Source organism: Mesorhizobium sp. M0045 (assembly GCF_040323385.1).
Classification (GTDB): Bacteria; Pseudomonadota; Alphaproteobacteria; order Rhizobiales; family Rhizobiaceae; genus Mesorhizobium.
In genome coordinates this window covers 1-26,131 of sequence record NZ_JAMYUY010000027.1, presented here as the reverse complement: position 1 = coordinate 26,131, position 26,131 = coordinate 1, and the positions used below count along the sequence as shown (strand labels likewise).

Here is a 26,131-nt window from a genome sequence, read left to right as displayed (position 1 = left end):
AGATCGGCAGCTCCGCTGACAGCGCCTGTTCATCAACGTCGGAGACTGGCGAAAGCCGCAATGACACCAATCTCCCCCTCGTGGGGGAGATGTCCGGCAGGCTGAAGATCGGCTAAGCCTATGCGCTTGCGCGCCCACGCACTGCGGACCGCCATCCTCAAGTCAAATCTCTGCAAGATCCCCCAACGACTGTATCAGCGGCTGAATTTCGTTTTCATAATTCTTCCAGCGCTTGACCGACGATTTATAAATCGGTTGACGAACCTGCCAGCGACTGGGCGTGTTGACCGAACCATTCCTCTCGAAAAAGCGCAAGCAGGCGTCATCCCACGGCAGCCCGAGGTAATCTATGAGGCGGCGTGACTGCGCTTCCTGGTCCTCAACCAGCGTTTCGTAGCGGTTTTCGAAGATAAGGCCCGGAAAAATCTCGTTCCAATGCCGCATCAGGCGGTCATATTCGCGATAGTACAGGCCTAGTGTTCGCAAGTCGGTATTATAGCTGTGTGCCTCGCTGAAGTTGAGGACAAAGCAGGAGACGCAATTGTCGATGGCGTCACGACGGCAATGAATGATGCGTGCGTTGGGGAAGAGAAGGCCGATAAGGCCGATCAGTTCGAAATTGTGTGGCGTCTTATCCACGACGCGAAGCGCGGCAGGCGCCCGCTCCCGCAAATAGGACAGATGCTCTTCGGCCAGCGTTCTGGACAGGACTTCCGTGATCGACATCACTGCCTGGTTCAAATCTCCAGCCGATGATGTCTTGAGGCCGATCGCATTCGCGACCCGCCTCAGTTTGCTAAGCTCCCCTGCACCATGGACATCGGGATGGCTGGCGCAAATCTGCTCGGTGAGCGTCGTCCCCGAGCGGGGCATGCCAACCACAAACACGGGCACTTCGGAAGGATTTCCATAGCCGGCCCTGGCAGCCAAAAAGTCCGGCGTGAAGATTTCAATCATCGAATCGATCCACCGACGATAAAAGTCGATATCGAATTTGTAGCCGGAGGCCTGTTTCGCCCTGTTGAAATGGTCGAATGCTTCATCATAGCGCTTGAGGTCGTTTAGCACCTTGCCGGCGGCGTGATGGAGTTGCTGCGCGCCTTCCGAACCAAGCTTCGGATTACCGAGTTCACGAAGGATGGATTGGAGCTCCTCGGGCTCCTCGGTGAACTTTCGTGTCTGTACAAGGTCGTTGTAGGCAGCCGGCACCCCAATACGCCGATCGATCGCTTCTTTCAGATAGACGGCGGCTTCATCCATACGCCCCAGGCCGCTGAGCGCGCTGGCCAGCCCGGCTCGCACCTTGGGATGATCGCGGTTGATTTTCAGCGCCTTCTCGTAAAGCGGTAAAGCCATGTCGGGTTTGTCAAACGCCGTGTAAGTGCGCCCCAATGCACAAAGTGCTTCGATAAGGCCGGGCTGCAGTTCCAACGCATACTGCATATGCCTGATTGCGGGCGAATACTCGCTGACCTTGGCATAGGCCTCGCCCAGGCTGAGGTGGTAGTAAGGGTTTTTAGGCTCCTCGCCGACCGCCCGTGCGAAACATCGCAAGGCCCTCTCATCATCATAACCAAGATATAAGGTCCCCAAGATGTACAAGGCGAGCGGATGGTTCGGCGTGCGCGCCAGAACCCGAAGGCACAGGTCCTGAGCCTCGTCGAGCCGCTTAGCCTGCTGAAGGGCATATGCCTGTTTCAGCAGCGCGTCGTCGGCCTGCGCACGCGATTGGGCGTTTCCTTTCTGCGGGCTCGCTAAAGGCTTCGCTATCGGCACCTTCGCTTTCGGCGCGGGTCCCGGCTTGATGTGCTTTGACCAAGCAGGCGGGAGTCGATTGTTCATAATATCTCGCTAGCAAAAAGAGCGGGGGGAATCCAGCATGCTGGTTGCAGCCAAGGCGGGAGCTTGCGCGGCCAACTGCGCCGCGCTAGCAAGAAGGCCCTTTTCGAACGAGCCTTTGCCATGCGCCAGCGCCCTCCCCTCACGCCAATCATCAGTGCGCTTCCCTCCACGGTGCCGTTTGTCGGCCCGGAGGCGCAGGAGCGTGATCGCGGCCGCGCCTTCCGCGCCCGCATCGGCGCCAATGAGAGCAGCTTTGGTCCCTCGCCGCGCGTCGTCGCCCGCATGGCCGGGATTGCCGGCGACATGTGGATGTATTGCGACCCCGACAATCACGATTTGAAGGTAGCCGCAGCCAGGCATCTCGGCGTCGGCGCCGAAAACGTCGTCATCGGCGAAGGCATAGACGGGCTGCTCAGCCTGGTTGCGCGCATGTATGTGGCGCCCGGCGACGCGGTGGTGACCTCGCTCGGCGCCTATCCGACCTTCAACTTTCATGTTGCCGGCGTCGGCGGCCGATTGGTCGCAGTGCCCTACGAGAACGATCGGGAAAACCTCGACGGCCTGCTGGCGACGGTCGCCAGGGAAAAGGCGCCGCTTGTCTACCTGTCCAATCCGGACAATCCGATGGGCAGCTGGTGGGAAGCCGCCGAACTCGGCCGCTTCATCGAGGCGTTGCCGGAAACCACAATGCTGGTGCTCGACGAGGCCTATGGCGAATTGGCACCGGCCTCGGCGCTGCCGCCGATCGATACCGCGCGGCCGAACGTCATCCGCATGCGCACCTTCTCCAAGGCCTATGGGCTGGCCGGCATGCGCTGCGGCTATGCAGTGGCCGAGGCCCAAGTGATTCGCGACTTCGAAAAGATCCGCAACCACTACGGCGTCAGCCGCATGGCGCAGATCGCCGGCGTCGAGGCGCTTGCCGATCAGGCCTGGCTGGAAAGCGTGGTGGCGCGGGTCGCCTCCGGCCGCCGGCGCATCGCCGGAATAGCCGAGGCGAACGGGCTGAAGCCGCTGGCTTCGGCGACCAATTTCGTCACCATCGACTGCGGCCGCGACGGTGCTTTCGCGCTGAAGGTGCTGCAGGCGCTGTTGGCGCGCGACGTGTTCATCCGCAAGCCGATGGTGCCGGTGCTCGATCGCTGCATCCGGGTCAGCGTCGGCCTCGACCATGAGCTCGACATTTTTGCCGAGGAACTGCCCGGCGCACTGGCGGCAGCACGGGGGAACTGAAGAGCCTTCGCCCTATGTGGCTGACTGGCGGCAGCGTGGTTGAATTTGCACGGCGATGCACCAGACTCGACTCAGAGGATGGAGAGCGCGATGACCGACCGCACTGTATAGGTACGCATATATGGCAAGGTGCAAGGCGTCAGCTACCGGGTCTGGGCGCGGCGCGAGGCGTCGGCGCTTGGCCTCGCCGGGTGGGTGCGCAACGAAGTTGACGGCTCGGTGACAGCCTTGATTGCCGGGACCGGTGCGGCGGTCTCGACAATGATCGAACGGCTTTGGCAAGGGCCGCCAGGGGCAGCAGTTTCGAAGGTCGATGTCGAGGACCTCGAGGCACGCAACACGTCCGCGGGATTCAGGATTGTTGCCTAGCAAAGCACGATCCTGCTCATTCGCTTCCATCGCACAAAATTCCCGGGTGCAGATAGAGCAAACCTGAAGCTACTGCCGCACATGCCTCCGCCCTTGAATTAATTGAACGTTTGTTTTATTGCTTTGCGTCATGGCGCGTACGACCGGCTCCCACGGAGAAAAGACCGAAGCTGCGGTCCGCGAGGCGGCGGTCAGCCTGATTGCGCGTCTCGGCTACGAGGCGATGTCGATGCGCCAGCTGGCGGCCGAGGTTGGCGTCCAGGCAGCGGCGCTTTACCGCTACTTCCCGACCAAGCAGGATCTTCTGTTCACGCTGATGCATGAGCATATGGAAGGCTTGATCGAGGCGTGGCGCGCAACACGCCCTGTCGGCGCCGATCCGGCAGCGCGGCTCGCCGCCTATGTCGAAAACCACATCGCTTTCCATATCGAACGCCGCCATTCCACCCATGTTTCGAACATGGAGCTGCGCAGCCTGTCACACGAAAAACTCACGCAGATCCTGCGCATGCGCACGGCCTACGAGAAGGAACTGCGCACCATCCTGCGCGACGGCGTCGAAGCGGGCCTGTTCAGCATCGAAGACACCGGGCTCACCGCCATGGCGTTGATCCAGATGATGACCGGCGTCATCGTCTGGTTCCGGCCGGGCGAACGGCTGTCGATCGCCGAAGTCACCGCTACATATCTAGCAATGACAATGCGGCTTGTCGGAGCAAAGAGCGATGGCGCGAGGACGAGCCACGGCACTGTGCGTCCATTCGAGCGCGCAAAGGACGCTCTAGCACTTTGATTTCGCGCATGATCCCGATTTTCGGGGTCGTGCGCCGGGAGGAACGGCATGTACACGCATACGCTCAACTTCGGGTTTGACGAAGACATCGAGGCGCTGCGCGACCTGGTGCGGCGCTTCGCCCAGGAGAAAATCGCGCCAATCGCCGCCGAGATCGACCGCACGAACGAATTCCCGGCGCATTTGTGGGTGGAGCTCGGCGGGCTCGGCCTGCTCGGCATCACCGCCGATCCTGATTTCGGCGGCAGCGGCATGGGCTATCTCGCCCATGTTGTGGCGATGGAGGAGATTTCGCGCGCCTCGGCCTCGGTCGGCCTCTCCTACGGCGCCCATTCCAACCTCTGCGTCAACCAGATCAATCGCTGGGCGACGCAGGCGCAGAAGGAAAAATATCTGCCTTCGCTCTGCAGCGGCGAAAAGGTCGGCGCACTGGCGATGTCGGAATCGGGTGCCGGTTCCGATGTGGTGTCGCTGCGCCTGCGCGCCGAAAAGCGCAACGACCGCTATGTGCTCAACGGCACCAAAATGTGGATCACCAACGGACCGGATGCCGAGACGCTGGTCGTCTACGCCAAGACCGATCCGGAACTCAATTCGCGCGGCATCACCGCCTTCATCGTCGAAAAAGCCTTTGCCGGTTTTTCCGTGGCGCAAAAGCTCGACAAGCTCGGCATGCGCGGCTCGAACACCGGCGAGCTGGTGTTTGAGAATGTCGAAGTGCCGTTCGACAATGTGCTGCACGAGGAAGGGCGCGGTGTCGAGGTGCTGATGTCGGGCCTCGACTACGAACGCGCCGTGCTGGCCGGCGGGCCGATCGGGCTGATGGCTGCGTGCCTCGATGTAGCGATACCTTACGTGCACGAGCGCAAGCAGTTCGGCCAGCCAATCGGCGAATTCCAGCTCGTGCAAGGCAAGCTCGCCGACATGTATGCGACGATGAACGCGGCGCGCGCCTACGTCTATGCCGTGGCCGCCGCCTGCGATCGCGGTGAGACGGCCCGCAAGGATGCTGCCGCCTGTATTCTCTTCGCCGCCGAAAAGGCGACGCTGATGGCGCTCGAGGCCATCCAGCTTTTGGGCGGCAATGGCTACATCAACGACTACCCGACCGGCCGGCTGCTGCGCGACGCCAAGCTCTACGAGATCGGCGCCGGCACCAGCGAAATCCGCCGTTGGCTGATCGGGCGGGAAATCATGGCGGAGAGCGCCTAATGGCATCCTTTTGAACTTTTGCCAGAAGCCATGCGATGTGGCATATTTCGGACTATGTGCCACAATCCTAGCGAGACGAACCATGGCGGGCAGAACGGGAAAGTCCGGATTTGACGAAGATCAGCAAGCACAGTTCGATGCCAGCGCTCGCAAAACGCCGCTTAGGGTTCCGGCGAAACGCGAGCGTGTCAAGCTTGGCGAGGGCGGGCGCTTCGTCATCCCTGCTGCGATGCGCGAGGAGATGGGCGTGAAGCCTGGCGAGGAGACGATCCTGCATGTCGAAAACGGCGAGCTGCGGGTAAGATCGTGGCTGCAGAATCTGCGGCGCGTCCAGGCCGAATTGTCGGCGCTGAAACAGCCCGGTGAAAGCGTCGTCGACGAATTTCTGAAGGAGCGGCGGGAAGAGCAGCGTCGAAGCGACAAGCGTCTCGACCGGCTTCACGCCGAAGGGACGACAGGAAAGCGGGCGAAATGAAGCCCTACGTCATGGACAGTTCGGCGGCACTCGCAATCCTGCTCAACGAGCAAGGCACCGATAGTGCTTTGGGGTTCGCGCCGGATGCACAATGCAGTTCGGTCAATGCGGCCGAAATCATTGCCAAGCTGATCGACAAGGGACGCAGCATGGAACAGGCCGCGGACGACCTCGCCAGTCTCGGCATGCCGATCGCCGTTTTCGACGAAGCGATGGGCATCGCCGCCGGGCAGCTTCGCCAACTGACGCGGCATCGCGGCCTGTCGTTGGGCGATCGGGCCTGCCTCGCGCTGGCTATTCGCGAGAACGCCATTGCCGTCACCGCTGATCGCGATTGGAGCGACCTCGATGTCGGCTGCAAGATCGAGCTGATCCGGTAGCGCCATGGCCCCCCTCACCTCGCAGATCTCGCCCGCCTCCGATATTTTCCGCGCCAATGCCGAGCGCATGCGGGCGCTGGTCGCCGATATTGCTGAGAAAGCGGCCACGGTCGAACGCGGCGGCTCGGAAGAGGCGCGCGAGCGGCACGTCTCCCGCGGCAAGCTCCTGCCGCGGCAACGCCTCGCCCAATTGCTCGATACCGGCTCGCCCTTCCTCGAAATCGGCCAGTTCGCGGCATGGTCGATGTATGGCGAGGACATCCCGTCGGCCGGTCTCATCGCCGGCATCGGGCGCGTCGAAGGCACCGAAGTGATGGTCGTCGTCAACGACGCCACGGTGAAGGGCGGCACCTATTATCCGCTGACAGTGAAGAAGCATCTGCGTGCACAGGAAATCGCGCTGCAGAACAATCTGCCTTGCGTCTATCTGGTCGACAGCGGCGGCGCCAATCTGCCCAATCAGGACGAGGTGTTTCCCGACCGCGATCATTTCGGCCGCATCTTCTATAACCAGGCCAACATGTCGGCCGCCGGCATTCCGCAGATCGCCTGCGTCATGGGGTCGTGCACTGCCGGCGGCGCCTATGTGCCTGCGATGTCGGACGAGACAATCATGGTGCGCAACCAGGCAACCATCTTTCTCGGCGGCCCGCCGCTGGTGAAGGCGGCCACCGGCGAGGACGTCACCGCCGAGGACCTCGGTGGCGCCGACGTGCACACAAGGCTTTCCGGCGTTGCCGACCACTATACGCTCGACGACGAGCATGCGCTGGCCATATGCCGGCGTATCGTCAAAAACCTGAATCGGAACAAGACTGTAAGCCTTGCCTTACAGAAATCGGTTCCGCCGCTTCACGATCCACATGAACTCTACGGCATCGTGCCGACGGATCTGCGCCAGCCCTACGAGGTACGCGAGGTAATCGCCCGCACAGTCGACGGCTCCGAATTCGATGAGTTCAAGCAGAATTATGGCACCACGCTGGTCACCGGTTTTGCCCATCTCAGCGGCATGCCGGTCGGCATCATCGCCAACAATGGCGTGCTGTTTTCGGAAAGCGCGCTAAAGGGCGCGCATTTCATCGAGCTGTGCTGCCAGCGCAGGATCCCGCTGATTTTCCTGCAGAACATCACCGGCTTCATGGTCGGGCGGAAATACGAGGCCGGCGGCATCGCCAAGGACGGCGCCAAGCTGGTCATGGCGGTCGCAACGGCCAAGGTGCCGAAGATGACCGTGATCATCGGCGGCTCGTTCGGCGCCGGCAATTACGGTATGTGCGGACGCGCCTATTCGCCACGCTTCCTGTGGATGTGGCCGAATGCCCGCATTTCGGTGATGGGCGGCGAGCAGGCTGCAACGGTGCTGGCCGTGGTCAAGCGCGAAGGCATCGAGCGCAAGGGCGGGGAATGGAGCGCCGAGGAGGAGGCGAAATTCAAGAAGCCGATCCTGATGAAATACGAGCATGAAGGCCACCCGCTCTATTCGTCGGCAAGGCTCTGGGACGACGGCATCATCGACCCGGCCAAGACCCGCGAGGTGCTGGCGCTCAGCCTTTCGGCCGCGCTCAACGCCGAGATCGAAGAGACAAGGTTCGGCGTGTTCAGGATGTGAGATGAGCGAAATCGGCCAGAGGATTCGCATTCAAACCGGCGACATCACGAAGCTGGCGGTCGATGCCATCGTCAACGCCGCCAACACCTCTCTTCTCGGAGGCGGCGGCGTCGACGGCGCTATCCACCGCGCGGCCGGCCCCGAGCTTGTGGCAGAATGCCGGACCTTGCATGGCTGCAAGGTCGGAGACGCAAAAATCACCAAGGGCTACAGGCTGCCCGCGCGCTACGTCATTCATACGGTCGGGCCGGTCTGGCAAGGTGGCAGCAAAGGAGAAGCCGAACTGCTCGCCTCCTGCTATCGCCGGTCGCTCGAAATCGCCGCCGCAAAGGACTGCCGGACGGTGGCGTTTCCAGCGATCTCGACCGGGGCCTACCGCTACCCAAAGGATCAGGCGACGCAAATTGCTGTCGGGACCGTGAGCGCCTTCATCGGCCAGAACATCGTTCCGGAAACCGTCATTTTCTGCTGCTTCGACGAGCCGACGGCCGAATTGTATCAGCGGGTCGTTGCCGCACTCGGCAAAGCGTGATCCACAGCCATGAGAAATCTGCAGACCCATTTTCAGTCATCCAACTGGCCATACAGAAAAATTGCGGCTATAGCTGTTTTTCAACGTCAATGGGGCTTGGGCGAAGGTGAAACAGCAACTTTTCCAGAAAACTACTGCCGCAATACTTTCGGGGTTACTTATATTGTTGCGCCAGGCACTGGCGCGGCGGGATCGCTGGCCGGAAGCGAAGGCGACAAGCGCTTTTCACCACTTCTGCCTGGCAGCGCCAAGGACGAGTGCACCAAGGCCTACAAGGCCTATGTCGCTGCAAGCGGCCATTCGGCATACGCCACGACGTCTTTCGTGCGGGTCAGGGACGGTTACGTCCTGTGTGGCGCCCACTACAACGCCTCGTCGCAAAAGGCGGCAGAGGCCATGGCGATGAAATCCTGCCAGAGCGCACGGGCGTACTACAAGGTGGCGGCCAGCGGCAACTGTCAGATCGCGGCTTCGAAGTAGACGGGCAAACGCCGATCCGGGCTTGCCCGCGCCAAATCCGGGAGGCCCGATGTTCGCCAAGATCCTGATCGCCAACCGTGGCGAGATCGCCTGCCGGGTGGTCCGCACGGCACGCAGGATGGGTGTGCGCAGCGTCGCCGTCTATTCCGATGCCGACGCTCACGCCTTGCATGTCGAAATGGCCGACGAAGCGGTGCATATCGGCGCCTCTCCCGCCAACGAAAGCTATCTGCGCGGCGACAAGATCATTGCGGCGGCCTTGGCCACAGGTGCCGAGGCCATCCATCCGGGCTACGGCTTTCTTTCGGAAAACCCCGATTTCGTCGACCAGGTGGTCGCGGCCGGGCTGATCTTCATTGGGCCGTCGGCGGCCTCGATCCGTGCCATGGGACTGAAGGACGCGGCCAAGCGGCTGATGGAAAAGGCCGGCGTGCCTGTCGTTCCGGGCTACCATGGCGAAGCGCAGGAGATCGTGTTGCTCGCCTCCAAGGCGCGCGAGATAGGCTACCCCGTATTGATCAAGGCGCGCGCCGGCGGCGGCGGCAAGGGCATGCGGCGCGTCGAGCATCCCGATGATTTTTCGGAAGCACTGTCGGGCGCGCGGCGCGAGGCGAAAGCCGCGTTCGGTGACGACCGCGTCTTGGTGGAAAAATATGTCGACAAGCCGCGCCACATCGAAGTGCAGGTATTCGGCGACAGTTTCGGCAATGTCGTGCACCTCTACGAACGTGACTGCTCGGCACAGCGCCGCCACCAGAAGGTGATCGAGGAGGCGCCTGCCCCGGGCATAACGCCGGCACTGCGCAAGGCAATGACCGAAGCGGCGGTGAAAGCCGCCAAGGCAATCCACTATTCCGGCGCCGGTACCATCGAGTTCATCGTCGATGCCTCGCAAGGTCTGAAGGCCGACCGTTTCTGGTTCATGGAAATGAACACCCGCCTGCAGGTCGAGCACCCCGTCACCGAAATGGTCACCGGCATCGACCTGGTCGAGTGGCAGTTGCGGGTAGCCTCCGGCGAAAAACTGCCGAAGACGCAGAGCGAGATCGCGCTCTCCGGCCACGCCTTCGAGGCGCGCATCTATGCCGAGGACGCGGCAAGAGGGTTTTTGCCGGCGACCGGCACGTTGCACCATCTGAAATTTCCGCAGCCGGCACCGGAGGGTGCGACCATGCGCGTCGAAACCGGTGTGTGCGCCGGCGATGCGATTTCCCCGTTTTACGACCCGATGATCGCCAAGCTGATCGTCCATGGCAAGGACAGACGGGCGGCGCTCACGGCACTTGGCGAGGCGCTGTCGCAGACCGAAATCGCCGGCTCGACCGTCAACACTGGCTTTCTTGCCGCGCTGGCCGCTGATGCAGCTTTTGCGGCGGGCGATCTCGATACCGGCCTGATCTCCAGGCATCAGCAGGCGTTGACGGCGGTTGCGCCGCCGAGCGGTGAGACGATTGCCGCCGCGGCACTTGCCGCGTCCGGTGCGCGCGACATGCCGTCCTCGGACGATCCCTGGTTGTCGCTGGCCGGCTATGCGCATTTCCACGCTGTAGTGCGGCGCATGCTGCTGAAGTTTGGCGAGCAGGAGATCGTCGCGCGCGTGTCGGTGCGGCCGGACAGACGGTTCGAGGTGGCGCTGGAAGCGCCCTATGACAGCGTCAATTCGCATGATCTCCGTACCACCCCTCGCCTCGCCCGCTGGCCGGGCCACGTCACCGTCTTCGAGGGCGCTATCGGCTACGATTTTGCCGTGCCGGACCCGCTGGCGCGAGCCGACGAAGCCGCCGCTTCCGGCAGCCTGCGCGCGCCGATGCCGGGCCTGGTCAAATTGGTGCGTGCGGCAAAAGGCGAGGCCGTGATCAAGGGCCAGCCGCTGCTGATCCTGGAGGCGATGAAGATGGAGCACACCATTGCCGCGCCCCATGACGGGCTTATCGCCGAGATCGCCGCCGAAGGCGCGCAGGTCACCGACGGAACCGTGCTGGTTCGCTTTGCCGAGGAACCACAACTGACCGCAGTTTCCTTATCCACGAAGTGACCCCGAGCGCGTCACAAAAGGCACCGCAGAGATGAAAATGGCCGGGTTTGAGCCGGCCATTTTCAATTACAACATAGTTCTATCAGGGCTGGATCGGCGCGTATTTGCCGTCATGCCACTGGTTGATGTCGTAGCTGGCGTTCTTGAGGTCGCCCTTCTCGTCGAAGGTGACCGGCCCGACAACCGTGCTGATCGGCTGGCCGTTCTTCAACGCCTCGGCGACCTTGGCCGGGTCGTCGCTGCCGGCGCGCTTGATGCCCTCGGCGAATGCCTGGATCACGGCATAGGAAAACAGCGTGAAGCCCTCCGGCACAAAGCCGCCGGCCTTGATCTTGGCGATGGCTTCCTTGGCTTCGGGCTTCGACTGCGGATCCGATGGGAAGACGAACATGGTGCCTTCGCCGGCCGGACCGGCAACCTGCCAGAATTCCGGCGAAGCGATCGAGTCCGGCATGATCAACTGGAACTTGAGGTTCTGCTCCGCCGACTGGCGCAGGATGAGGCCGGCTTCGGGGTGATAGCCGCCGAAATAGACGACGTCAGCCTTCAGCTCCTTGAGCTTGGTAACAAGCGCGGAATAGTCCTTCTCGCCGGCGTTGATGCCCTCGTAGAGGATTTCATTGAGACCGTTCTGGTTCATCGTTGCCTTCACGGCATCGGCCACGCCCTGCCCATAGGCGCTCTTGTCGTGCAGGATGACGACTTTCTTGCCGGCATATTTCTTGGCGATCCAGGGACCAATAAAAGCGCCCTGCGCATCGTCGCGCGTATAGAGGCGCATGATCGTCGGCCAGCCGGCCTTCGCCGCTGCGTCGGTCAACACCGGGTTTGAGGAAGCCGGACTCATCATCAGCGCACCGGCTTCTGCGTAGACAGCGGAGGCCGGGATGCTGGAGCCCGAGCAGGCGTGGCCATCGATGAACTTGACACCATTGGCGATGATGCGGTTGGCGACCGAAACCGCCTGCTTCGGATCGCACTGATCATCCTCGATGTCGAGCTTGATCTGGCGACCGTCGACGCCGCCAGCCGCGTTGATCGCGTCGGCGGCGGCTTGCGCGCCTTGCTTGAACTGATCGCCGATGGTGGCAAGCTGCCCGGTCATCGGTCCGACCACCGAAAAGGTGACGTCGTCGGCGAAGGCGACCGGCGCGGTCATCATCAGGCCAAATATGGCTGCGCTCAAAATACTGAATTTCTTCATGGTGACATAACTCCTCCACTCTCGCGCAGCCGCCCGGCCGCGCCTCTTCCAGAGTGGCGGGAGAATTTCATCCTTCGCCGGAGCTGTCTAGACGCATCGTCGGCACTCGATTGGGCCTGTAACATGCGGTCCCAAAGACAAAGCCGCGCCAGCCCTGTTCCGGCCGGGTCGCGGCTTTTGCCGTTGAGCTTGCCGGCGCATCAGCGCCGGAACCCGCTGGCTTTCCCTGTCAGTTGCACGGCTCGGCCCGATCAGCCTGCCGTGTTCTTGGTTTTGAATTGGTCGGCCATCTTGCGCGGCCTCTTTTTTTTCGGGGCCAGCCGTCTGCGCGGCCTTGACCCGAAGCGTCCCTGTCAGTGAACTCAGTGTCGGCGAATTCAGTGCATCGTCATCCATTCGCGGGCTTCGCGCAGCGCCCTGGCGATCTCGACTTTCGACATGGCGGCCGACAATTCAGAACGCAGTTCCGCGGCGCGGGCCGAACCCTTGATCGCGGCGATGTTGAACCATTTGTGGGCGGCGACGACATCGGTCTCGCAATCACGGCCGGTCGCATACATCATGCCCAACTCGAAAAGAATATCGGCCTGGGCAGTTGCCCCCATGGCGCCGAAGCCGGCTTCAAGCATTTCAAAACGTGCCATTTCAAATCCCCTGTTCTGGCTCCCGAGAGCTGTCTCCGTCTGTCCCTCGGTGTCCTTGATTACCTTCGGGGGCGGCCGCTCTTTCGATGCTTTCGAGGATGCCGCGGAGGCTTGAATCCGTCGTTAAATGGCGTGCTTAATTTGAGGAAAACAAAGCTAAAACAAGAGGTAAACGCGAAAATTCGTTAAGGATACAAAGCCAGCAACTGCGCCAGTTTGCACAAAATTTGAAGAAAACTTGCGAGGCGCGGATCAAGACTCCGCTAACCACAGAAGACAAAGACGTGTGCGGCCCGTTTCATTTTTCGCCGGCGCGGCCGTTCGGGAGCGGGCAAAAACCCGCAACCCTTCCGTCGCGGCACCGCTTTTGTTTTTCCGGGAGCTGGACTAGCTTACGTTTGCGTAAGGGGCAGACAGCCGGGACGGATCCCGATTGGACTTGCCTGAGGGAGGAAAGACATGTTTCGATACGTGAGTCTGGCCCTCGCGGCCGCAATAATGATGACCGGCGCGGCATGGGCCGATCCGATCGAAGGCAATTGGAAAACGCAAGCCGGAGCGACTGCCGCCATTTCGGGTGGCGGCGGGGCATTTTCGATTACGCTCAAATCCGGCAAATTTGCCGGCAAGAACATCGGTTCACTGAAGGTGGCCGGCGACAACAAATATGCCGGCACCATAACCGACCCCGAAACCGACAAGACCTATTCGGGCAAGGCTTCGCTTTCCGGCAATTCGCTCAAGATGAGCGGCTGCGTGTTCGGCGGGCTGATCTGCAAGAGCCAGACCTGGCACAAGCTCTGATCGTGCCATTCCTGCCGGGGTGCGCGGGGCCAGTCGGCCCTGTTTTCATATATCGGTCTCGCAGCCGCGGCTCGCCATAGGTCACTGCTTTCAAGGCGGCCCGCCCAGAGATCATCAACCATTTTGAACCCCAGATGAACGCCGGGATCAGAGCCGGTTCACCCTAGGCAAGGCATTATGATGCGTGTTGAAGGAGACACCGCCCGATGCTTGCCCGCCGCTTCACCATCGTCTGCCTGCTGATGAGCCTGTTCGGCATGTTGTTCGCCGTCCTTGTCGCCGAAGCCGGCCGGCCGGATCGCGCCTGGGATGTGGCCATTTCCTGCCGGCTCGGTTGCCCGAACCAGCTTCGCCACTGAACTCGACAGCGAGATATTGAAACCCACGCCATGACCCACCTCACCGCCAATGTCGTCAAGATCCTTCGGCTTCTGCCGCGGACGGCACTCATCCTGACGGTTCTGGCGGCCCCGGTCCTGGCCGTGCCGACGATGCGCGCCGATGCCGGTTCGACCATCGAGGCGCCTGCGCTGAGAAAGTCCGGCGTCGGCTTTTTGCTGCTGGTCAGCTTGCGGCGAGGCTAGGCCGCCGGAAAGAAAACCGCCGACAGGGCGTTTTGAGACCGCCTTACCCCCTCCCAACTGCGCGCCCAACTCTCTATATTGGGTCATGGAAAAGCGAATCTATCCTCAAGCCATTGAATCGGTCGTCACGCCGGAGCCGTTCGGCCGACAGAGCTTCAACGATGCCAAGAAGGCGGTCGCGGCCCTGCAGGTGCTTTACGACCGCAACACCAAGTTCCTGCGCGATTCATTTGCCGCGCTCGCCGCGGGCGGCGACAACAACAAACGCTACCGGGCCTTCTATCCGGAGATCGGCGTCACCACGAGTTCGTTCACCCAGATCGACTCGAGGCAGGCCTATGGTCACATGCCGACGCCGGGGCATTTCTCAACCACAATCACCCAGCCTGCTCTTTTCGAGAGCTATCTCACCGAACAGCTTCGGCTGATCATGCGCAACCACGGCGTTCCGGTCACGGTTTCAGAATCGACCACTCCTATCCCCCTGCATTTCGCCTTTCTCGAAGGCACGCATGTCGACGGTGCCGCTGCGGAACGCATCAAACGGCCGATCCGTGACCTGTTCGACGTGCCGGATCTCGACGGCACCGACGACCAGATCGCCAACGGTACATTCGAAGTGGGATTGGGCGAGGCACGGCCGCTGGCGCCGTTCACGGCACAACGGATCGACTATTCGCTGCATCGGATGTCGCACTATACGGCGACCAGTCCCCAGCATTTCCAGAACTTCGTGCTGTTCACCAACTACCAGTTCTACATCGACGAATTCGTCGCCCGTGCACGCGAATTGATGGCCAATGGCGGTGACGGATATGTAGAGTTCGTCGAGCCGGGCAATATCGTGACCAAAGTGGGCGACAGCGCGCCTGGTGAGGGTGCTGCCCCCCCTCGCCTGCCGCAGATGCCGGCCTATCATCTGAAGAAGCCGAATCATGGCGGCATCACCATGGTCAATATCGGCGTTGGCCCCTCCAACGCCAAGACCATCACCGACCATATTGCGGTGCTGCGGCCGCATGCCTGGGTGATGCTCGGCCATTGCGCCGGCCTGCGCAACACGCAGGCGCTGGGCGATTATGTGCTGGCACACGCCTACGTTCGGGAAGACCATGTCCTCGACGACGATCTTCCGGTCTGGGTGCCGATCCCGCCGCTGGCTGAAATCCAAGTGGCGCTGCAGGAAGCGGTCGCCGAGGTCACCGGGCTTTCCGGCTACGACCTCAAGCGCATCATGCGCACCGGCACCGTCGCCACTATCGACAACCGCAACTGGGAGCTGCGCGACCAGCGCGGGCCGGTGCAGCGGCTGTCGCAGTCGCGGGCGATCGCGCTCGATATGGAATCGGCAACGATCGCCGCCAACGGCTTCCGCTTCCGGGTTCCCTATGGCACGCTGCTTTGCGTATCCGACAAGCCGCTGCATGGCGAATTGAAGCTGCCCGGCATGGCGACCGAGTTCTACAAGCGGCAAGTGGCGCAGCACCTGACCATCGGCATCAGGGCGATGGAGAAGCTGGCTGAAATGCCGATGGAGCGACTGCATTCGCGCAAGCTCAGGAGCTTTTCGGAAACGGCCTTCCAGTAAATGCCGAATCGCATGTGTCGGTCCGGGTCAGGACATTTCGTCATCTTGATTGAGCCGCACTTCTGCCGATAGACAAAGCGATGGCACGTATTCGGGACATGACGGTTGCGCTGGCATTCGTCGCAATGCTTGCACTCTCGGCCGCGCTGGTGGCCGGGTTTTTCGGATCGCTGCATCCGGCCCTCGATTCCTTTGCTCATTTCCGCGTCCATTTTTCGGTGCTGATGGCGCTTTGCGCTCTGCCCCTGCTCGCCACCTCGTTTCGCCTGCAGGCCGCGGCCGCCTTGCTGTTTGCGATAGCCTCCTTTGCCACCACGTCGAATGCCTTGCCGCTTTCGCGGCTATGGCAGGTGCAGGCCGCCTACGAAGCCAAACCCGGTGACGAGCCAGTCTACCGCCTGTTGCAGATGAACCTCAGGTTCAACAATCCAACACCCGAGAAGGTGCTGTCGCTGATCGGCCGGACCCAGCCCGATGTGATCACCCTCGACGAGGTGTCCGAGATGTGGAAAGCAAAGCTTGGGCTGCTGTCCGGCGCTTATCCCTACCGGATCCTCTGCCCGTATCCCAATGGCGTGTTCGGCGTTGCGTTGCTGTCCAGACGACCGTTTGCCACAGGCACGGCGCCGCACTGCGACAGCCGCGGCGCGATGGCGATCGCCACGGTCGATTTTGGCGGAACCGACGTCGATGTCGGCGCCATCCACCTCACCTGGCCATGGCCGCACAACCAATCACGGCAGATTGGAGGGTTGTCTGACGAAATCGCCTCGCTTGGCGAGACGTCGATACTGGCGGGCGACTGCAACGCAGCGCCATGGAGCGCCGCTGTCCGGCGCGTCGCATCGCTTGGCAAGCTGACTGTAATGCCGTCGGTCGGGCCGACCTGGCTCTACAGAAAGCTGCCGGATTTCCTGCGCTTCGCCGGACTGCCGATCGACCAGGTTTTCAGCAAGGGCGCCATCGTTATCCGTTCGGCGTCGACCCTTGAGGACACCGGCTCAGACCATCTGCCGGTGCTGGTGGAGTTTTCGCTACGGTCGCTCGACGAGCACCAGACGGCGACCGCGCTTGCAGCGCTGCCTGGCGGGACGCGAAGCTGAAAATCCGCAGTCCAGTCTCGACCTGGCTTATTACTGGCCCACAAAAGCGCGGATGAGGTGCTCGACAGGGCCGCCGTCGCGATGCTCGTGCGCATCGAAGGCGATCTGCTTTGCCTCGTATTCGGCATAGATGGCATTGATCCGGCGCTTTGCCTCGCGACGTGCCTCGAAACAGTGCGGGTCATCAGCGACTGTCAGCCCTCGAACCGACTTTTCGGTGGCCCGCATCATCTGTCTGGCGATGCGGCCATGGGTCTCTTCATGGGCGCGGACGCCAGCGAAGAACCGCTTCCAGCGCTTCTGCAGCGCAGGCGATGGGGCTGAGACCAGTTTGGGATAGGTATAGAAGAGATTGAGCGTCCCGTTGGCCTGGCGCAGGCGGCAGACGCCGTTTTCCTGATGGGCGTCGAAGGTCCAATCACCGACGCTGTAGCCGGTTTGCGCGATGGCGTGGGTCATGAAGCCGTGCTTCGGCCCACTGCGATCCATGGCCTCGATCAGGGCCGCGCCGGTGGTTCCGGCAATGTTGTAAGTTCGTGTCTTGACCAGCACCTTAGTGCCGGCCAAGGCTGCAGGGGCGCACAATGCCCCGATCGCCACAACGCTCGTCAGAACTGCCAGGCGCATTTTTCCTTCCTCCCTGTCGCCGCAGAAAGGAAACACAGGCAGGCGGTTTATTCAACAATCCTACGGTTGCGCTGCTCCTCATCTTGTTTAGTCCGGAACAAACCTTGTGACTTACATGTTCTGGTAGACCGGGCCCTCGCCGCCCTGTGGCGGCACCCAATTTATGTTCTGGTTCGGGTCCTTGATATCGCAAGTCTTGCAGTGCACGCAGTTCTGCGCGTTGATGACGAAGCGCACATCCTCTGCCGCAGAATCGGCGGCGGCATTGCCGTCCTTGTCGACCCATTCGTAGACGCTGGCCGGGCAGTAACGCGTCGAGGGCCCGGCATAGACGTCATGCTCGGAGCGCTTTTGCAGGTCCATGTCGGCGACGAGCAGATGCACCGGCTCGTTCTCCTCGTGGTTGGTGTTGGACAGGAACACCGACGACAGCCGGTCGAAGGTCAGCACCCCGTCCGGCTTCGGGTAGGCGATCTTCTGGTGCGCGGCGGCCGGTTCCAGCGTGGCGTAGTCGGCCTTGCCGTGCTTCATCGTGCCGAAGGCCGAGAAGCCGAACAGCGTGTTCAGCCACATGTCGAGCCCCCCAAGGCCGACGCCGACAATGGTGCCGAAGCGTGACCATAGCGGCTTGACGTTGCGCACTTTCTTCAGGTCCTTGCCGATATCGGTGGCGCGCCAGGTGGCCTCATAGGAGGCCAGCTCGTCATTGGCGCGGCCGGCGGCTATCGCATCACAGACATGCTCGGCCGCCAGCATTCCGGAGAGCACGGCATTGTGCGAGCCCTTGATGCGCGGCACGTTGACGAAGCCGGCCGCGCAGCCGATCAGGGCACCGCCGGGGAAGGACAGTTTCGGCACCGACTGCCAGCCGCCTTCGGTGATGGCGCGGGCACCATAGCCCAGCCGCTTGGCACCCTCGAAGGTACCGCGGATCGCCGGATGGGTCTTGAAGCGCTGGAACTCGTCAAAGGGCGACAGATAGGGGTTCTTGTAGTTCAGGTGAACGACGAAGCCGACTGCCACCTGGTTGTCCTCGAGATGGTAGAGGAAGGAGCCGCCGCCGGTCTTCATATCGAGCGGCCAGCCGAAGGAATGCTGCACAAGGCCCGGCCGGTGGTTTTCCGGTTTGACCTGCCAGAGTTCCTTGAGGCCGATGCCGTATTTTCCTGGCTCGCGGCCGTCGGAAAGGTGGTATTTGGCGATCAGCTGCTTGGCGAGCGAGCCACGCGCGCCCTCGCCGATCAAGACATATTTGCCCATCAGCGCCATGCCCGGCGCAAAGCCCGGACCGTGCGTGCCGTCCTTCTCGACGCCCATGTCGCCGGTGACGACGCCGGTGACCGCACCGGCCTCGTTGTAGAGCAGGCCGACCGCGGCAAAGCCCGGATAGATCTCGACGCCCAGCGCCTCGGCCTTGGTCGCCAGCCAGCGGCAGACATTGCCGAGCGAGACGATATAGTTGCCGTGATTGTTCATCAGCGGCGGCATCAGGATATTGGGCAGACGGAACGAACCGGCGGGGCCGAGAACCAGGAAATGGTCGTCGGTGACCGGTGTCCTGAAGGGATGACCCTCCTCTTCGCGCCAGCCGGGCAGCAGCCGGTCGATGCCGATCGGATCGACGACGGCGCCGGACAGGATGTGCGCGCCGACTTCGCCGCCCTTTTCCAGCACGACGACGGAAAGCTCGGGATTGACCTGCTTGAGACGGATCGCGGCGGCGAGGCCGGCCGGGCCGGCGCCGACGATGACCACGTCGAATTCCATGCTTTCGCGTTCGATATCGCTCATCGACCCCTCACTGGCTCGCTATTCCCGGCATCTTGCTGGCTCACGCGCTGCATAGCGCATCAAATAGCGACGGGAAACCGGCGCGGACGTGACAATACCGATTTCGCCAAAAAGTCGCGTCCTGCCACACAGATTCGCGGTGGCGAGCATCAATCTTCAATCCTATTCCGTTTGCACAGATATGTCGCACTGATGTTTTTAATTGTTCGACGGCTTGCTTATCGGCCATACTTCCCGCCATGCGCATATTCGGGCCGGCTGGCTTTTCATCGACGCGCTTTTTTTTCACGCCCGGCCGGATTTGCCGTGCGGCGCTGTTGGCGCTGCTGCCACTGACGACCCTCGATGCCCATGCCGAGCAGCAACTGGTCTGGGCGACCGGCGCCTATTCCTTTTCCGACGAGCGCGGCGGCTTCCGCATCACCGGGGCTTCCGGCATCGGCACGAAAGAGGATCCGCTGGTCATCACCGAAGAGCTGAATTCAGCGACGCCGGTAACGCTGGCCATTCGCACGACAAAGCCGATCCAGCCGTTCGGCAAGGCGGGAGACTTCGCCAATGGTCTGATGTATATGCGCATCGACGTGCTCAACAATAGCGGCCAGGCCTGGGTCGAGTTCCAGTTCGAACTCCAGGAGATCCTCGACCAGCCCAGCGTGTTCGGCGACGGCCTGTCGTTCGACCAGCGCAACAAAACGCCTGAAAATATCTGGTCGAGCAGCTACGCCGATTTCGACCGCAATTTCGAACCGTATGACCGCCTGCTGTTCAAGAACGGCAAGATCGACCCGCTGAAGACCGCCAGCTTCCATTTCCTGATCACCGACTACACGCCGCGCTGGACGTTCTATCTGGTGCAGGATCCGCGCATACCGTCGAGCTGAACTTGCAAATTCAAGCTTCGCGGCCGAATGTGAAACCATGACTGCCGCCCCCCACAATAGCCGAGCCGATCTCGCCGAGCTGCTGGCCTTCTACGCCACCGCCGGCGTCGACGAGGCACTTGAAGAACACCCGGTAAACAGGTTTGCAGAAGCCAGGCCACCGGAGCGGGTGCCTGCGGCGGCCGCTATGCCGGCCGGTGAAAATGCGGCGCCACAACGCTCGACGAGCGTGTCGCGCGCCGAAATGGGCGAGAGACCCAATACGGCACCGGCAGTGCGAACGTCCCCGGCCATGTCAACGGTGCCCGACGAGGCGCAAGCGGCATTGGCGCGGCAACTGGCGAGATCGGCGGCAAGCCTCGACGAGCTTCGCCAGCACATGGCGGCATTCGACGGCTGCAATCTCAAATTCACCGCCAAGAACCTTGTGTTCGCCGACGGCAATCCGACTGCCGAGGTGATGCTGGTCGGCGAAGCGCCGGGTCGCGATGAGGACATAGAGGGCTTGCCGTTCGTTGGCCGCTCCGGCCGGCTGCTCGACCGCATGCTGGCCGCGATCGGTCTTGACCGGACGTCCGTCTACATCGCCAATGTCATTCCCTGGCGGCCGCCGGGCAACCGCACGCCGACCCCGCACGAGACCGAGATCTGTCGGCCGTTCATCGAGCGGCAGATCGAGTTGGTCAATCCGAAGGTGCTGGTCAATCTCGGCGGCCCGTCGGCAAAGACCCTGCTCAACACCTCCGAAGGCATATTGCGGCTGCGCGGCAACTGGCGCGTCCACACGACCCCGTCCGGCGTCGCCATTCCTGCCATGCCGACCCTGCATCCGGCCTATTTGCTGAGAACGCCGGCGCACAAGAAGCTGGCGTGGCGGGATTTCCTCGAAGTGAAGGCGAAGTTGCGGGCGCTTGGGTAATGGTGCAGAGCGCGTCTTCAGTTCTCCCCTTGCGAGAAAGGAAGGGCGGCATCATGACTTCGCAGGTAATTGAAATGCGCCCACTGCCGGCCTAGTCATCTCGTTATGACAGCAGCCCAGATTTCCGCCGGCAGTCTCATTCGCGAATGGCGTACACGCCGGCGCATGAGCCAGCTCGACCTCGCTATGGAGGCCGAGATCTCGCAGCGGCATCTGAGCTTCGTGGAAAGCGGCCGCGCCGCACCCTCGCGTGACATGGTGCTGCATCTGGCGGAGCAGCTTTCGATCCCGCTCAGGCAGCGCAACCAGCTGCTGCTGGCCGCCGGCTTTGCCCCGAGCTTCGGCGAACGACCACTTGACGATGCCTCGATGGCACCGGCGATGGCGGCGGTCGAGACCGTGCTCAAGGCGCACGAGCCGTTCCCGGCGCTTGCCGTCGACCGGCATTGGAACCTGGTGTCGGCGAACGCCGCCATCGGCCCGTTCCTCGCCAATGTCGCCGATGCCTCCCTGCTGAAGCCGCCGGTCAACGTTTTGCGCCTCAGCCTGCATCCCGGCGGCATCGCGCCGCGTATCGTCAACCTAGCGGAATGGCGGACGCATCTTCTGGAGCGGCTGAGGCGGCAGAACGACGCTACCGCCGATCCGGTTCTGGTCGAGCTCGAGCGTGAGCTTCGGGCCTATCCGTCCGGCCTTAGGGGCAGCCGGCCGGCGCCGGTCGAACCGAACGCGATTGTCCATCCGCTCAAGCTTGCCCATGGCGACGCGGTGCTGTCGTTCATCAGCACCATCACCGTGTTCGGCACGCCACTCGACGTGACGCTGTCGGAGCTGGCGATCGAATCTTTTTTCCCCGCCGACGAACAGACGCGGGCGGTGCTGGTGCGGCTGGCGACAGAGCGGACTGACGCAGCGAAGCCGTGATCACCCTTCCGGCGCGACGGCCTTGCGGGTGCGGGTGCGTTCGAGACCCAGCTGGCGCTCGCGCCAGATGATGAAAATCCCCGCCGCAACCACGATCATGCCGCCGACCAGCATGTTGATCGTGGCGACGTCGCCAAAGACCAGATACCCGACGACGACGCCGAGGATCATCGAAGTGTATTCGAAGGGTGCCACGACGGAAGCCTCGGCATGGCGATAGGCCGAGGTCATCAGGATCTGGCCAAGCCCGCCGCAAAAACCCGCGGCAATCAGAAGCCCGGCCTGTGCCGTCGTCAGCGCCTGCCAGCCGAATGGCAGCGAAAGCAGCGCCATGAGGCTCGCGGTAACCGAAAACCACAGCACGATGGTCGCCGTCCGCTCGCTCTGGACGAGGTTGCGAACCAGGAGCATGGCGATGGCCGAGATCGCCGCGGCTATGAGGGCGGCAATGACGCCGAGCACCTCCTGATCGCCGAGGGCAGCGCCCGAACTGAGCAGCGTCAGTTCCGGCCACGAGATGATCAGCACCCCGACCAGGCCGACGGCAACCGCACTCCAACGATAGATGCGGATGGCTTCGCCGAGGAAGATCGAACTGAACACCACGACCAGCAGCGGCTGCGCGTAGTTCAGCGTGATCGCCTCCGGCAGCGGCAGCCGCGTCAGCGCGAAGAAGCCGAGCCCCATGGCACAGACACCGACGACGCCGCGCGCAATGTGGTTGAGCGGGCGCTTTGTCGAAAAGGCGGTTCCGAGTTTTCCCTGGAAGGCGAGGAAGGCGATGATCGGAAAAATGGCAAAGAAGGAGCGGAAGAAGACGATCTGGCCCGCCGGCACGGTGCCTGCCGCCTTGATGCAGGACGACATGCCAACGAAGACCGCCACCGATACGATCTTGAGCAAGATCCCGGTCAGCGTGCTGTGCTCGCCGGCAAGGTCGCCGGCTGCAAGCACTGGCAAATCCGGTCTGGCTGTCACGCCCCTTTTGCTTCCTCGATCGCCCAGATGCGCGCCGGCGTTGCCGGCATGTCGATGTGCCTGATGCCGTACGCGCGGTAGAACGCGTCGGTCACCCCATTGAGCGCGGCAGGCGTCGATCCGATCGTAACCGCCCCGGCGCCTTTGATGAAGGCCCGATCGTCGCGACGCAACACAGAGGCGCTCATCCCGAATTTCGGCGTGACGATGGTCATGGAAGCCTCGCGATGATGCTCGGGAAATGATCGCCGGAAATAGACGTCGCTGCAGTTTTGTCGAGGGAGTGTTTCGTGTAAAGAGCGCAGACTTCAAATTATTTGGACCAGCGGACCCGCCCGCCGCTCCCGGATCGACAGGAAAAATCAAGGAATGCGCACAGATACCGGCCAGGTCTTCAAACTCGAAGACTATCGCCCTAGTGATTATCTGATTCCGGAAACCAGCCTGACTTTCCGCCTTTCGCCTGAAGCAACGCATGTCACCGCCGTGCTGACGGTCGAACGTCGCGACGAGATTGCCGCGTCGGTGTCACTGGTGCTGGATGGCGACGGGCTGACGCTCCGCAGTATCGCCATCGACGGCCAGGAACCGAGCCTTGAGGATTTTCTCGTCACGCCCGATCAACTGACAATCATCAGCCCCCCTGCCACAAGGCGCTTCCAGCTGAGAATTGAAACCGTGTTGGCGCCGGCGCAGAACGAAGCGCTGATGGGCCTCTATCGCTCCAGCAACGTCTATTGCACGCAATGCGAGGCCGAAGGCTTTCGCCGCATCACTTATTTCCTCGACCGTCCCGACATCCTGTCGGTCTATACGGTGCGTATCGAAGCTGAGCGCAATGAGGCGCCGCTGCTTTTGTCCAACGGCAACCCGGCCGGCAGCGGCGAGCTTGCCGGCGGCTGGCACTATGCGGTCTGGCACGACCCCTTCCCCAAGCCGTCCTATTTGTTTGCGCTGGTGGCGGGCGACCTCGGCAATATCTCGGACAATTTCGTTACCCTGTCTGGCCGCAAGGTCGAGCTCGCAATCTATGTCGAACCGGGCAAAGAGAGGCTCGCCGGCTACGCCATGGACGCTTTGAAACGGTCGATGAAATGGGACGAGGACGCATTCGGCCGCGAATACGACCTTGATGTCTTCAACATCGTCGCCGTGTCCGACTTCAATATGGGCGCGATGGAGAACAAGGGCCTCAACATCTTCAACGACAAATATGTGCTCGCCGACCAGGAAACCGCGACCGACGCCGATTTCGCCAATATCGAAGCCATCATTGCGCATGAGTATTTCCACAATTGGACAGGTAACAGAATCACTTGCCGTGACTGGTTCCAGCTTTGCCTGAAGGAAGGCCTGACCGTTTTCCGCGACCACGAATTCTCCGCCGATCAGCGCTCGCGCGCCGTCAAGCGCATCGCCGAGGTACGTACGCTGCGCGCCCATCAGTTTCCCGAGGACCAAGGGCCGCTGGCGCATCCGGTGCGGCCGCGCCGCTACCGCGAGATCAACAATTTCTATACGGCGACGGTCTATGAAAAGGGCTCGGAAGTTGTGCGCATGATCCACACCATCCTCGGCGCAGAGACGTTCCGCGCCGGCATGGACCTCTACTTCGAACGTCACGACGGCCAGGCGGCGACGATCGAAGACTTCATCAAGGTGTTCGAAGACGTTTCCGGTCGCGACCTGTCGCAGTTTTCGCTCTGGTATCATCAGGCCGGTACGCCGAACCTGACCGTCAGTTCGGCGTATAATCCTGCGGCGCAGGAATTCACGCTCGAAATCGAGCAGTCGGTGCCGCCAACGCCGTCGGAAAGCCGCAAACGGCTGATGCACATTCCGCTTGCCTTCGGCCTGGTCGGCGCCGGCGGAGAGGCGACAGCCTATAGCGGCGTGGAAGGGGCGAATGTCGAGGACGGCGTCATCCATATCCGCAAACGCCGCCATGTCGTCAGGTTTTCCGGGATTGCCGAGCGGCCGGCCATGTCGCTCAACCGCGGCTTTTCGGCGCCAGTGACGCTTTCGGTCGAGCAGCGGCCCGACGACCAGTTTTTTCTGGCTGGCCATGACAGCGACGCCTTCTCGCGCTGGCAGGCATTCAACACGCTTTTGACCGATGCGCTGATTGCAGCTTTCCGCCAGATCCTGGACCACAGGCAACCCGAGTTCAGCTCCCGGCTGACCGGGCTTGCCGGCAAAATAGCCGGCGACGAAGCGCTCGAACCCGCCTATCGGGCACTGGCGCTGGCGCTGCCCGGCGAGGCCGATATCGCCCGCGACATCGGCAAGAACATCGACCCCGACGCCATTCTCGCGGCGCGCGGGGCGCTGGCAGTTGCGATCGCCGAGGCCAACCGCGAGATATTCTCCAACTTCTACGATCGGCTCGCCGACAATGGTCCGTTCAGCCCGGACGCGGCCAGTGCCGGGCGGCGGGCGCTGCGCAATGTCCTGCTGGACTATCTCTCCTTGCTGCCGGGAGGTGCGGAACTCGCTGCCCGGCACTTCCAATCGGCGACCAACATGACGGATCGTGCCGCGGCGTTGACCGTGCTTGCGCACCGTCACCACGGCTCGCCTAAGGCAATCAAGGCACTGGCCGATTTCGAGGCGAAATATGCAACCGATCCGCTGGTCATGGACAAATGGTTCCAGATCCAGGCCAGCGTGCCCGGTCCGCAAACCGTCGACGCGGTGCGGGCCTTGACCAGCCACCCAGCGTTCTCGATTGCCAACCCGAACCGGGTACGCTCGCTCATCGGTACGTTTTCCAGCGCCAACCAGACCGGCTTTCATCGCGCCGACGGCGAGGGCTACCGGCTTTTCGTCGAAACGGTGCTGCAGGTCGAAAAACGCAACCCGCAGGTGGCCGCCAGGCTGGCGACGGCGCTCAGGTCGTGGCGCTCGCTCGAACCCGTGCGGCAGGCCAAGGCAAGGGAGGCGTTGCTTTCAATCGCCAATACCGAGAAGCTGTCGGCCGATTTGCGAGACATCGTCGAGCGCACCCTGGCGTAAGCGACCTCCCCTTGTCGTGCAGGGGAATCGCATATGGCGATTTTGGGGTTGAGTTTAGGCTGAGAAAGGATTCTTTGGAGAGGCAGTTGAGCGAAGGAGCGAC

General features: G+C 62.1%; 26 protein-coding genes. 19 read left to right on the top strand and 7 right to left on the bottom strand.

The annotated features are described in order from the left end of the window. Positions 1-162: 162 nt before the first annotated feature. Positions 163-1,842, bottom strand: a complete 1,680-nt coding sequence (locus NKJ72_RS27870) for a tetratricopeptide repeat-containing sulfotransferase family protein (RefSeq protein WP_352480316.1) — start codon at positions 1,840-1,842, stop codon at positions 163-165. 120 nt (positions 1,843-1,962) lie between these two features. On the opposite strand from NKJ72_RS27870, the gene NKJ72_RS27865 reads away from it, so the two are divergent. The 10 genes from NKJ72_RS27865 (at position 1,963) to NKJ72_RS27820 (ending at position 10,963) form a co-directional block, all read left to right on the top strand. Next, positions 1,963-3,075: a pyridoxal phosphate-dependent aminotransferase gene (locus NKJ72_RS27865; protein ID WP_352480315.1), complete on the top strand. Its 1,113-nt coding sequence runs from the start codon at positions 1,963-1,965 to the stop codon at positions 3,073-3,075. A gap of 117 nt (positions 3,076-3,192) precedes the next feature. Beyond that, a complete protein-coding gene (locus NKJ72_RS27860) occupies positions 3,193-3,444 on the top strand; it encodes an acylphosphatase (protein ID WP_352480337.1) in 252 nt (83 codons plus the stop codon). A 130-nt stretch (positions 3,445-3,574) separates the two neighbouring features. Continuing rightward, positions 3,575-4,237: a TetR/AcrR family transcriptional regulator gene (locus tag NKJ72_RS27855; RefSeq protein ID WP_352480314.1), complete on the top strand. Its 663-nt coding sequence runs from the start codon at positions 3,575-3,577 to the stop codon at positions 4,235-4,237. 48 nt (positions 4,238-4,285) lie between these two features. Further along, positions 4,286-5,449, top strand: a complete 1,164-nt coding sequence (locus NKJ72_RS27850) for an isovaleryl-CoA dehydrogenase (RefSeq protein WP_352480313.1) — start codon at positions 4,286-4,288, stop codon at positions 5,447-5,449. A gap of 82 nt (positions 5,450-5,531) precedes the next feature. Next, positions 5,532-5,924 (top strand): AbrB/MazE/SpoVT family DNA-binding domain-containing protein, encoded by a 393-nt coding sequence (locus tag NKJ72_RS27845; RefSeq protein ID WP_352480312.1) that lies wholly within the window; start codon positions 5,532-5,534, stop codon positions 5,922-5,924. Then, positions 5,921-6,304 (top strand): type II toxin-antitoxin system VapC family toxin, encoded by a 384-nt coding sequence (locus tag NKJ72_RS27840; RefSeq protein WP_352480311.1) that lies wholly within the window; start codon positions 5,921-5,923, stop codon positions 6,302-6,304. Before NKJ72_RS27845 ends, NKJ72_RS27840 begins: the two co-directional genes overlap by 4 nt. Positions 6,305-6,308: 4 nt before the next feature. Further along, positions 6,309-7,916: a carboxyl transferase domain-containing protein gene (locus NKJ72_RS27835; protein WP_352480310.1), complete on the top strand. Its 1,608-nt coding sequence runs from the start codon at positions 6,309-6,311 to the stop codon at positions 7,914-7,916. Position 7,917: 1 nt separating this feature from the next. After that, a complete protein-coding gene (locus NKJ72_RS27830) occupies positions 7,918-8,448 on the top strand; it encodes an O-acetyl-ADP-ribose deacetylase (RefSeq protein WP_352480309.1) in 531 nt (176 codons plus the stop codon). Between the two features lie 9 nt (positions 8,449-8,457). Then, positions 8,458-8,928: a hypothetical protein gene (locus NKJ72_RS27825; protein ID WP_352480308.1), complete on the top strand. Its 471-nt coding sequence runs from the start codon at positions 8,458-8,460 to the stop codon at positions 8,926-8,928. A gap of 49 nt (positions 8,929-8,977) precedes the next feature. Next, a complete protein-coding gene (locus NKJ72_RS27820; protein WP_352480307.1) occupies positions 8,978-10,963 on the top strand; it encodes an acetyl/propionyl/methylcrotonyl-CoA carboxylase subunit alpha in 1,986 nt (661 codons plus the stop codon). Positions 10,964-11,045: 82 nt separating this feature from the next. Here the strand turns inward: NKJ72_RS27820 and NKJ72_RS27815 are convergent, their stop codons facing one another. Beyond that, positions 11,046-12,167: a branched-chain amino acid ABC transporter substrate-binding protein gene (locus tag NKJ72_RS27815; protein ID WP_352480306.1), complete on the bottom strand. Its 1,122-nt coding sequence runs from the start codon at positions 12,165-12,167 to the stop codon at positions 11,046-11,048. A 377-nt stretch (positions 12,168-12,544) separates the two neighbouring features. Beyond that, a complete protein-coding gene (locus tag NKJ72_RS27810) occupies positions 12,545-12,811 on the bottom strand; it encodes an SEL1-like repeat protein (RefSeq protein ID WP_115145099.1) in 267 nt (88 codons plus the stop codon). Positions 12,812-13,270: 459 nt separating this feature from the next. Between NKJ72_RS27810 and NKJ72_RS27805 the strand changes: the two genes are divergently transcribed. The 5 genes from NKJ72_RS27805 to NKJ72_RS27785 all read left to right on the top strand — a co-directional run bounded on the left by NKJ72_RS27805 (position 13,271) and on the right by NKJ72_RS27785 (position 16,890). After that, the gene (locus NKJ72_RS27805; RefSeq protein WP_352480305.1) at positions 13,271-13,615 is read left to right on the top strand and encodes a DUF2147 domain-containing protein; all 345 of its coding nucleotides are present in this window, start codon (positions 13,271-13,273) and stop codon (positions 13,613-13,615) included. A gap of 206 nt (positions 13,616-13,821) precedes the next feature. Then, positions 13,822-13,974 (top strand): hypothetical protein, encoded by a 153-nt coding sequence (locus tag NKJ72_RS27800; RefSeq protein WP_352480304.1) that lies wholly within the window; start codon positions 13,822-13,824, stop codon positions 13,972-13,974. Between the two features lie 30 nt (positions 13,975-14,004). Further along, a complete protein-coding gene (locus tag NKJ72_RS27795) occupies positions 14,005-14,199 on the top strand; it encodes a hypothetical protein (protein WP_352480303.1) in 195 nt (64 codons plus the stop codon). 85 nt (positions 14,200-14,284) lie between these two features. Next, on the top strand, positions 14,285-15,787 hold the full coding sequence (locus tag NKJ72_RS27790; RefSeq protein ID WP_352480302.1) for an AMP nucleosidase: 1,503 nt from the start codon (positions 14,285-14,287) through the stop codon (positions 15,785-15,787). Between the two features lie 80 nt (positions 15,788-15,867). After that, positions 15,868-16,890 carry an endonuclease/exonuclease/phosphatase family protein gene (locus tag NKJ72_RS27785; RefSeq protein ID WP_352480301.1) on the top strand — a complete coding sequence of 341 codons (1,023 nt, stop codon included), beginning with the start codon at positions 15,868-15,870 and terminating at the stop codon, positions 16,888-16,890. Between the two features lie 30 nt (positions 16,891-16,920). Here the strand turns inward: NKJ72_RS27785 and NKJ72_RS27780 are convergent, their stop codons facing one another. Next, positions 16,921-17,517: a DUF922 domain-containing protein gene (locus tag NKJ72_RS27780; protein WP_352480300.1), complete on the bottom strand. Its 597-nt coding sequence runs from the start codon at positions 17,515-17,517 to the stop codon at positions 16,921-16,923. Positions 17,518-17,628: 111 nt separating this feature from the next. Beyond that, positions 17,629-19,308: an electron transfer flavoprotein-ubiquinone oxidoreductase gene (locus tag NKJ72_RS27775; protein ID WP_352480299.1), complete on the bottom strand. Its 1,680-nt coding sequence runs from the start codon at positions 19,306-19,308 to the stop codon at positions 17,629-17,631. 239 nt (positions 19,309-19,547) lie between these two features. On the opposite strand from NKJ72_RS27775, the gene NKJ72_RS27770 reads away from it, so the two are divergent. The 3 genes from NKJ72_RS27770 (at position 19,548) to NKJ72_RS27760 (ending at position 22,035) form a co-directional block, all read left to right on the top strand. Next, on the top strand, positions 19,548-20,192 hold the full coding sequence (locus NKJ72_RS27770) for a hypothetical protein (protein WP_352480298.1): 645 nt from the start codon (positions 19,548-19,550) through the stop codon (positions 20,190-20,192). Between the two features lie 37 nt (positions 20,193-20,229). Then, on the top strand, positions 20,230-21,111 hold the full coding sequence (locus tag NKJ72_RS27765; RefSeq protein WP_352480297.1) for a uracil-DNA glycosylase: 882 nt from the start codon (positions 20,230-20,232) through the stop codon (positions 21,109-21,111). 105 nt (positions 21,112-21,216) lie between these two features. Next, positions 21,217-22,035 carry a helix-turn-helix domain-containing protein gene (locus NKJ72_RS27760; protein WP_352480296.1) on the top strand — a complete coding sequence of 273 codons (819 nt, stop codon included), beginning with the start codon at positions 21,217-21,219 and terminating at the stop codon, positions 22,033-22,035. Here NKJ72_RS27760 and NKJ72_RS27755 read toward each other — a convergent pair whose 3' ends face one another. Continuing rightward, on the bottom strand, positions 22,036-23,013 hold the full coding sequence (locus NKJ72_RS27755; RefSeq protein WP_502901909.1) for a DMT family transporter: 978 nt from the start codon (positions 23,011-23,013) through the stop codon (positions 22,036-22,038). Beyond that, positions 23,010-23,228 carry a hypothetical protein gene (locus tag NKJ72_RS27750; RefSeq protein WP_352480342.1) on the bottom strand — a complete coding sequence of 73 codons (219 nt, stop codon included), beginning with the start codon at positions 23,226-23,228 and terminating at the stop codon, positions 23,010-23,012. The genes NKJ72_RS27755 and NKJ72_RS27750 overlap by 4 nt, the downstream gene beginning before the upstream one ends. 154 nt (positions 23,229-23,382) lie before the next feature. Between NKJ72_RS27750 and pepN the strand changes: the two genes are divergently transcribed. Beyond that, positions 23,383-26,028, top strand: coding sequence for an aminopeptidase N (pepN, locus tag NKJ72_RS27745; protein ID WP_352480295.1), 2,646 nt, complete (start codon positions 23,383-23,385; stop codon positions 26,026-26,028). Positions 26,029-26,131 lie beyond the last annotated feature (103 nt).

Excerpts from the sequence above, each read along its gene's own strand:
- NKJ72_RS27870 (WP_352480316.1), bottom strand. The coding sequence starts at position 1,842 with ATGAACAATCGACTCCCGCCTGCTTGGTCAAAGCACATCAAGCCGGGA.
- NKJ72_RS27865 (WP_352480315.1), top strand. The coding sequence starts at position 1,963 with ATGCGCCAGCGCCCTCCCCTCACGCCAATCATCAGTGCGCTTCCCTCC.
- NKJ72_RS27855 (WP_352480314.1), top strand. The coding sequence starts at position 3,575 with ATGGCGCGTACGACCGGCTCCCACGGAGAAAAGACCGAAGCTGCGGTC.
- NKJ72_RS27850 (WP_352480313.1), top strand. The coding sequence starts at position 4,286 with ATGTACACGCATACGCTCAACTTCGGGTTTGACGAAGACATCGAGGCG.
- NKJ72_RS27845 (WP_352480312.1), top strand. The coding sequence starts at position 5,532 with ATGGCGGGCAGAACGGGAAAGTCCGGATTTGACGAAGATCAGCAAGCA.
- NKJ72_RS27840 (WP_352480311.1), top strand. The coding sequence starts at position 5,921 with ATGAAGCCCTACGTCATGGACAGTTCGGCGGCACTCGCAATCCTGCTC.
- NKJ72_RS27835 (WP_352480310.1), top strand. The coding sequence starts at position 6,309 with ATGGCCCCCCTCACCTCGCAGATCTCGCCCGCCTCCGATATTTTCCGC.
- NKJ72_RS27830 (WP_352480309.1), top strand. The coding sequence starts at position 7,918 with ATGAGCGAAATCGGCCAGAGGATTCGCATTCAAACCGGCGACATCACG.
- NKJ72_RS27825 (WP_352480308.1), top strand. The coding sequence starts at position 8,458 with ATGAGAAATCTGCAGACCCATTTTCAGTCATCCAACTGGCCATACAGA.
- NKJ72_RS27820 (WP_352480307.1), top strand. The coding sequence starts at position 8,978 with ATGTTCGCCAAGATCCTGATCGCCAACCGTGGCGAGATCGCCTGCCGG.
- NKJ72_RS27815 (WP_352480306.1), bottom strand. The coding sequence starts at position 12,167 with ATGAAGAAATTCAGTATTTTGAGCGCAGCCATATTTGGCCTGATGATG.
- NKJ72_RS27810 (WP_115145099.1), bottom strand. The coding sequence starts at position 12,811 with ATGGCACGTTTTGAAATGCTTGAAGCCGGCTTCGGCGCCATGGGGGCA.
- NKJ72_RS27805 (WP_352480305.1), top strand. The coding sequence starts at position 13,271 with ATGTTTCGATACGTGAGTCTGGCCCTCGCGGCCGCAATAATGATGACC.
- NKJ72_RS27800 (WP_352480304.1), top strand. The coding sequence starts at position 13,822 with ATGCTTGCCCGCCGCTTCACCATCGTCTGCCTGCTGATGAGCCTGTTC.
- NKJ72_RS27795 (WP_352480303.1), top strand. The coding sequence starts at position 14,005 with ATGACCCACCTCACCGCCAATGTCGTCAAGATCCTTCGGCTTCTGCCG.
- NKJ72_RS27790 (WP_352480302.1), top strand. The coding sequence starts at position 14,285 with ATGGAAAAGCGAATCTATCCTCAAGCCATTGAATCGGTCGTCACGCCG.
- NKJ72_RS27785 (WP_352480301.1), top strand. The coding sequence starts at position 15,868 with ATGGCACGTATTCGGGACATGACGGTTGCGCTGGCATTCGTCGCAATG.
- NKJ72_RS27780 (WP_352480300.1), bottom strand. The coding sequence starts at position 17,517 with ATGCGCCTGGCAGTTCTGACGAGCGTTGTGGCGATCGGGGCATTGTGC.
- NKJ72_RS27775 (WP_352480299.1), bottom strand. The coding sequence starts at position 19,308 with ATGAGCGATATCGAACGCGAAAGCATGGAATTCGACGTGGTCATCGTC.
- NKJ72_RS27770 (WP_352480298.1), top strand. The coding sequence starts at position 19,548 with ATGCGCATATTCGGGCCGGCTGGCTTTTCATCGACGCGCTTTTTTTTC.
- NKJ72_RS27765 (WP_352480297.1), top strand. The coding sequence starts at position 20,230 with ATGACTGCCGCCCCCCACAATAGCCGAGCCGATCTCGCCGAGCTGCTG.
- NKJ72_RS27760 (WP_352480296.1), top strand. The coding sequence starts at position 21,217 with ATGACAGCAGCCCAGATTTCCGCCGGCAGTCTCATTCGCGAATGGCGT.
- NKJ72_RS27750 (WP_352480342.1), bottom strand. The coding sequence starts at position 23,228 with ATGACCATCGTCACGCCGAAATTCGGGATGAGCGCCTCTGTGTTGCGT.
- pepN (WP_352480295.1), top strand. The coding sequence starts at position 23,383 with ATGCGCACAGATACCGGCCAGGTCTTCAAACTCGAAGACTATCGCCCT.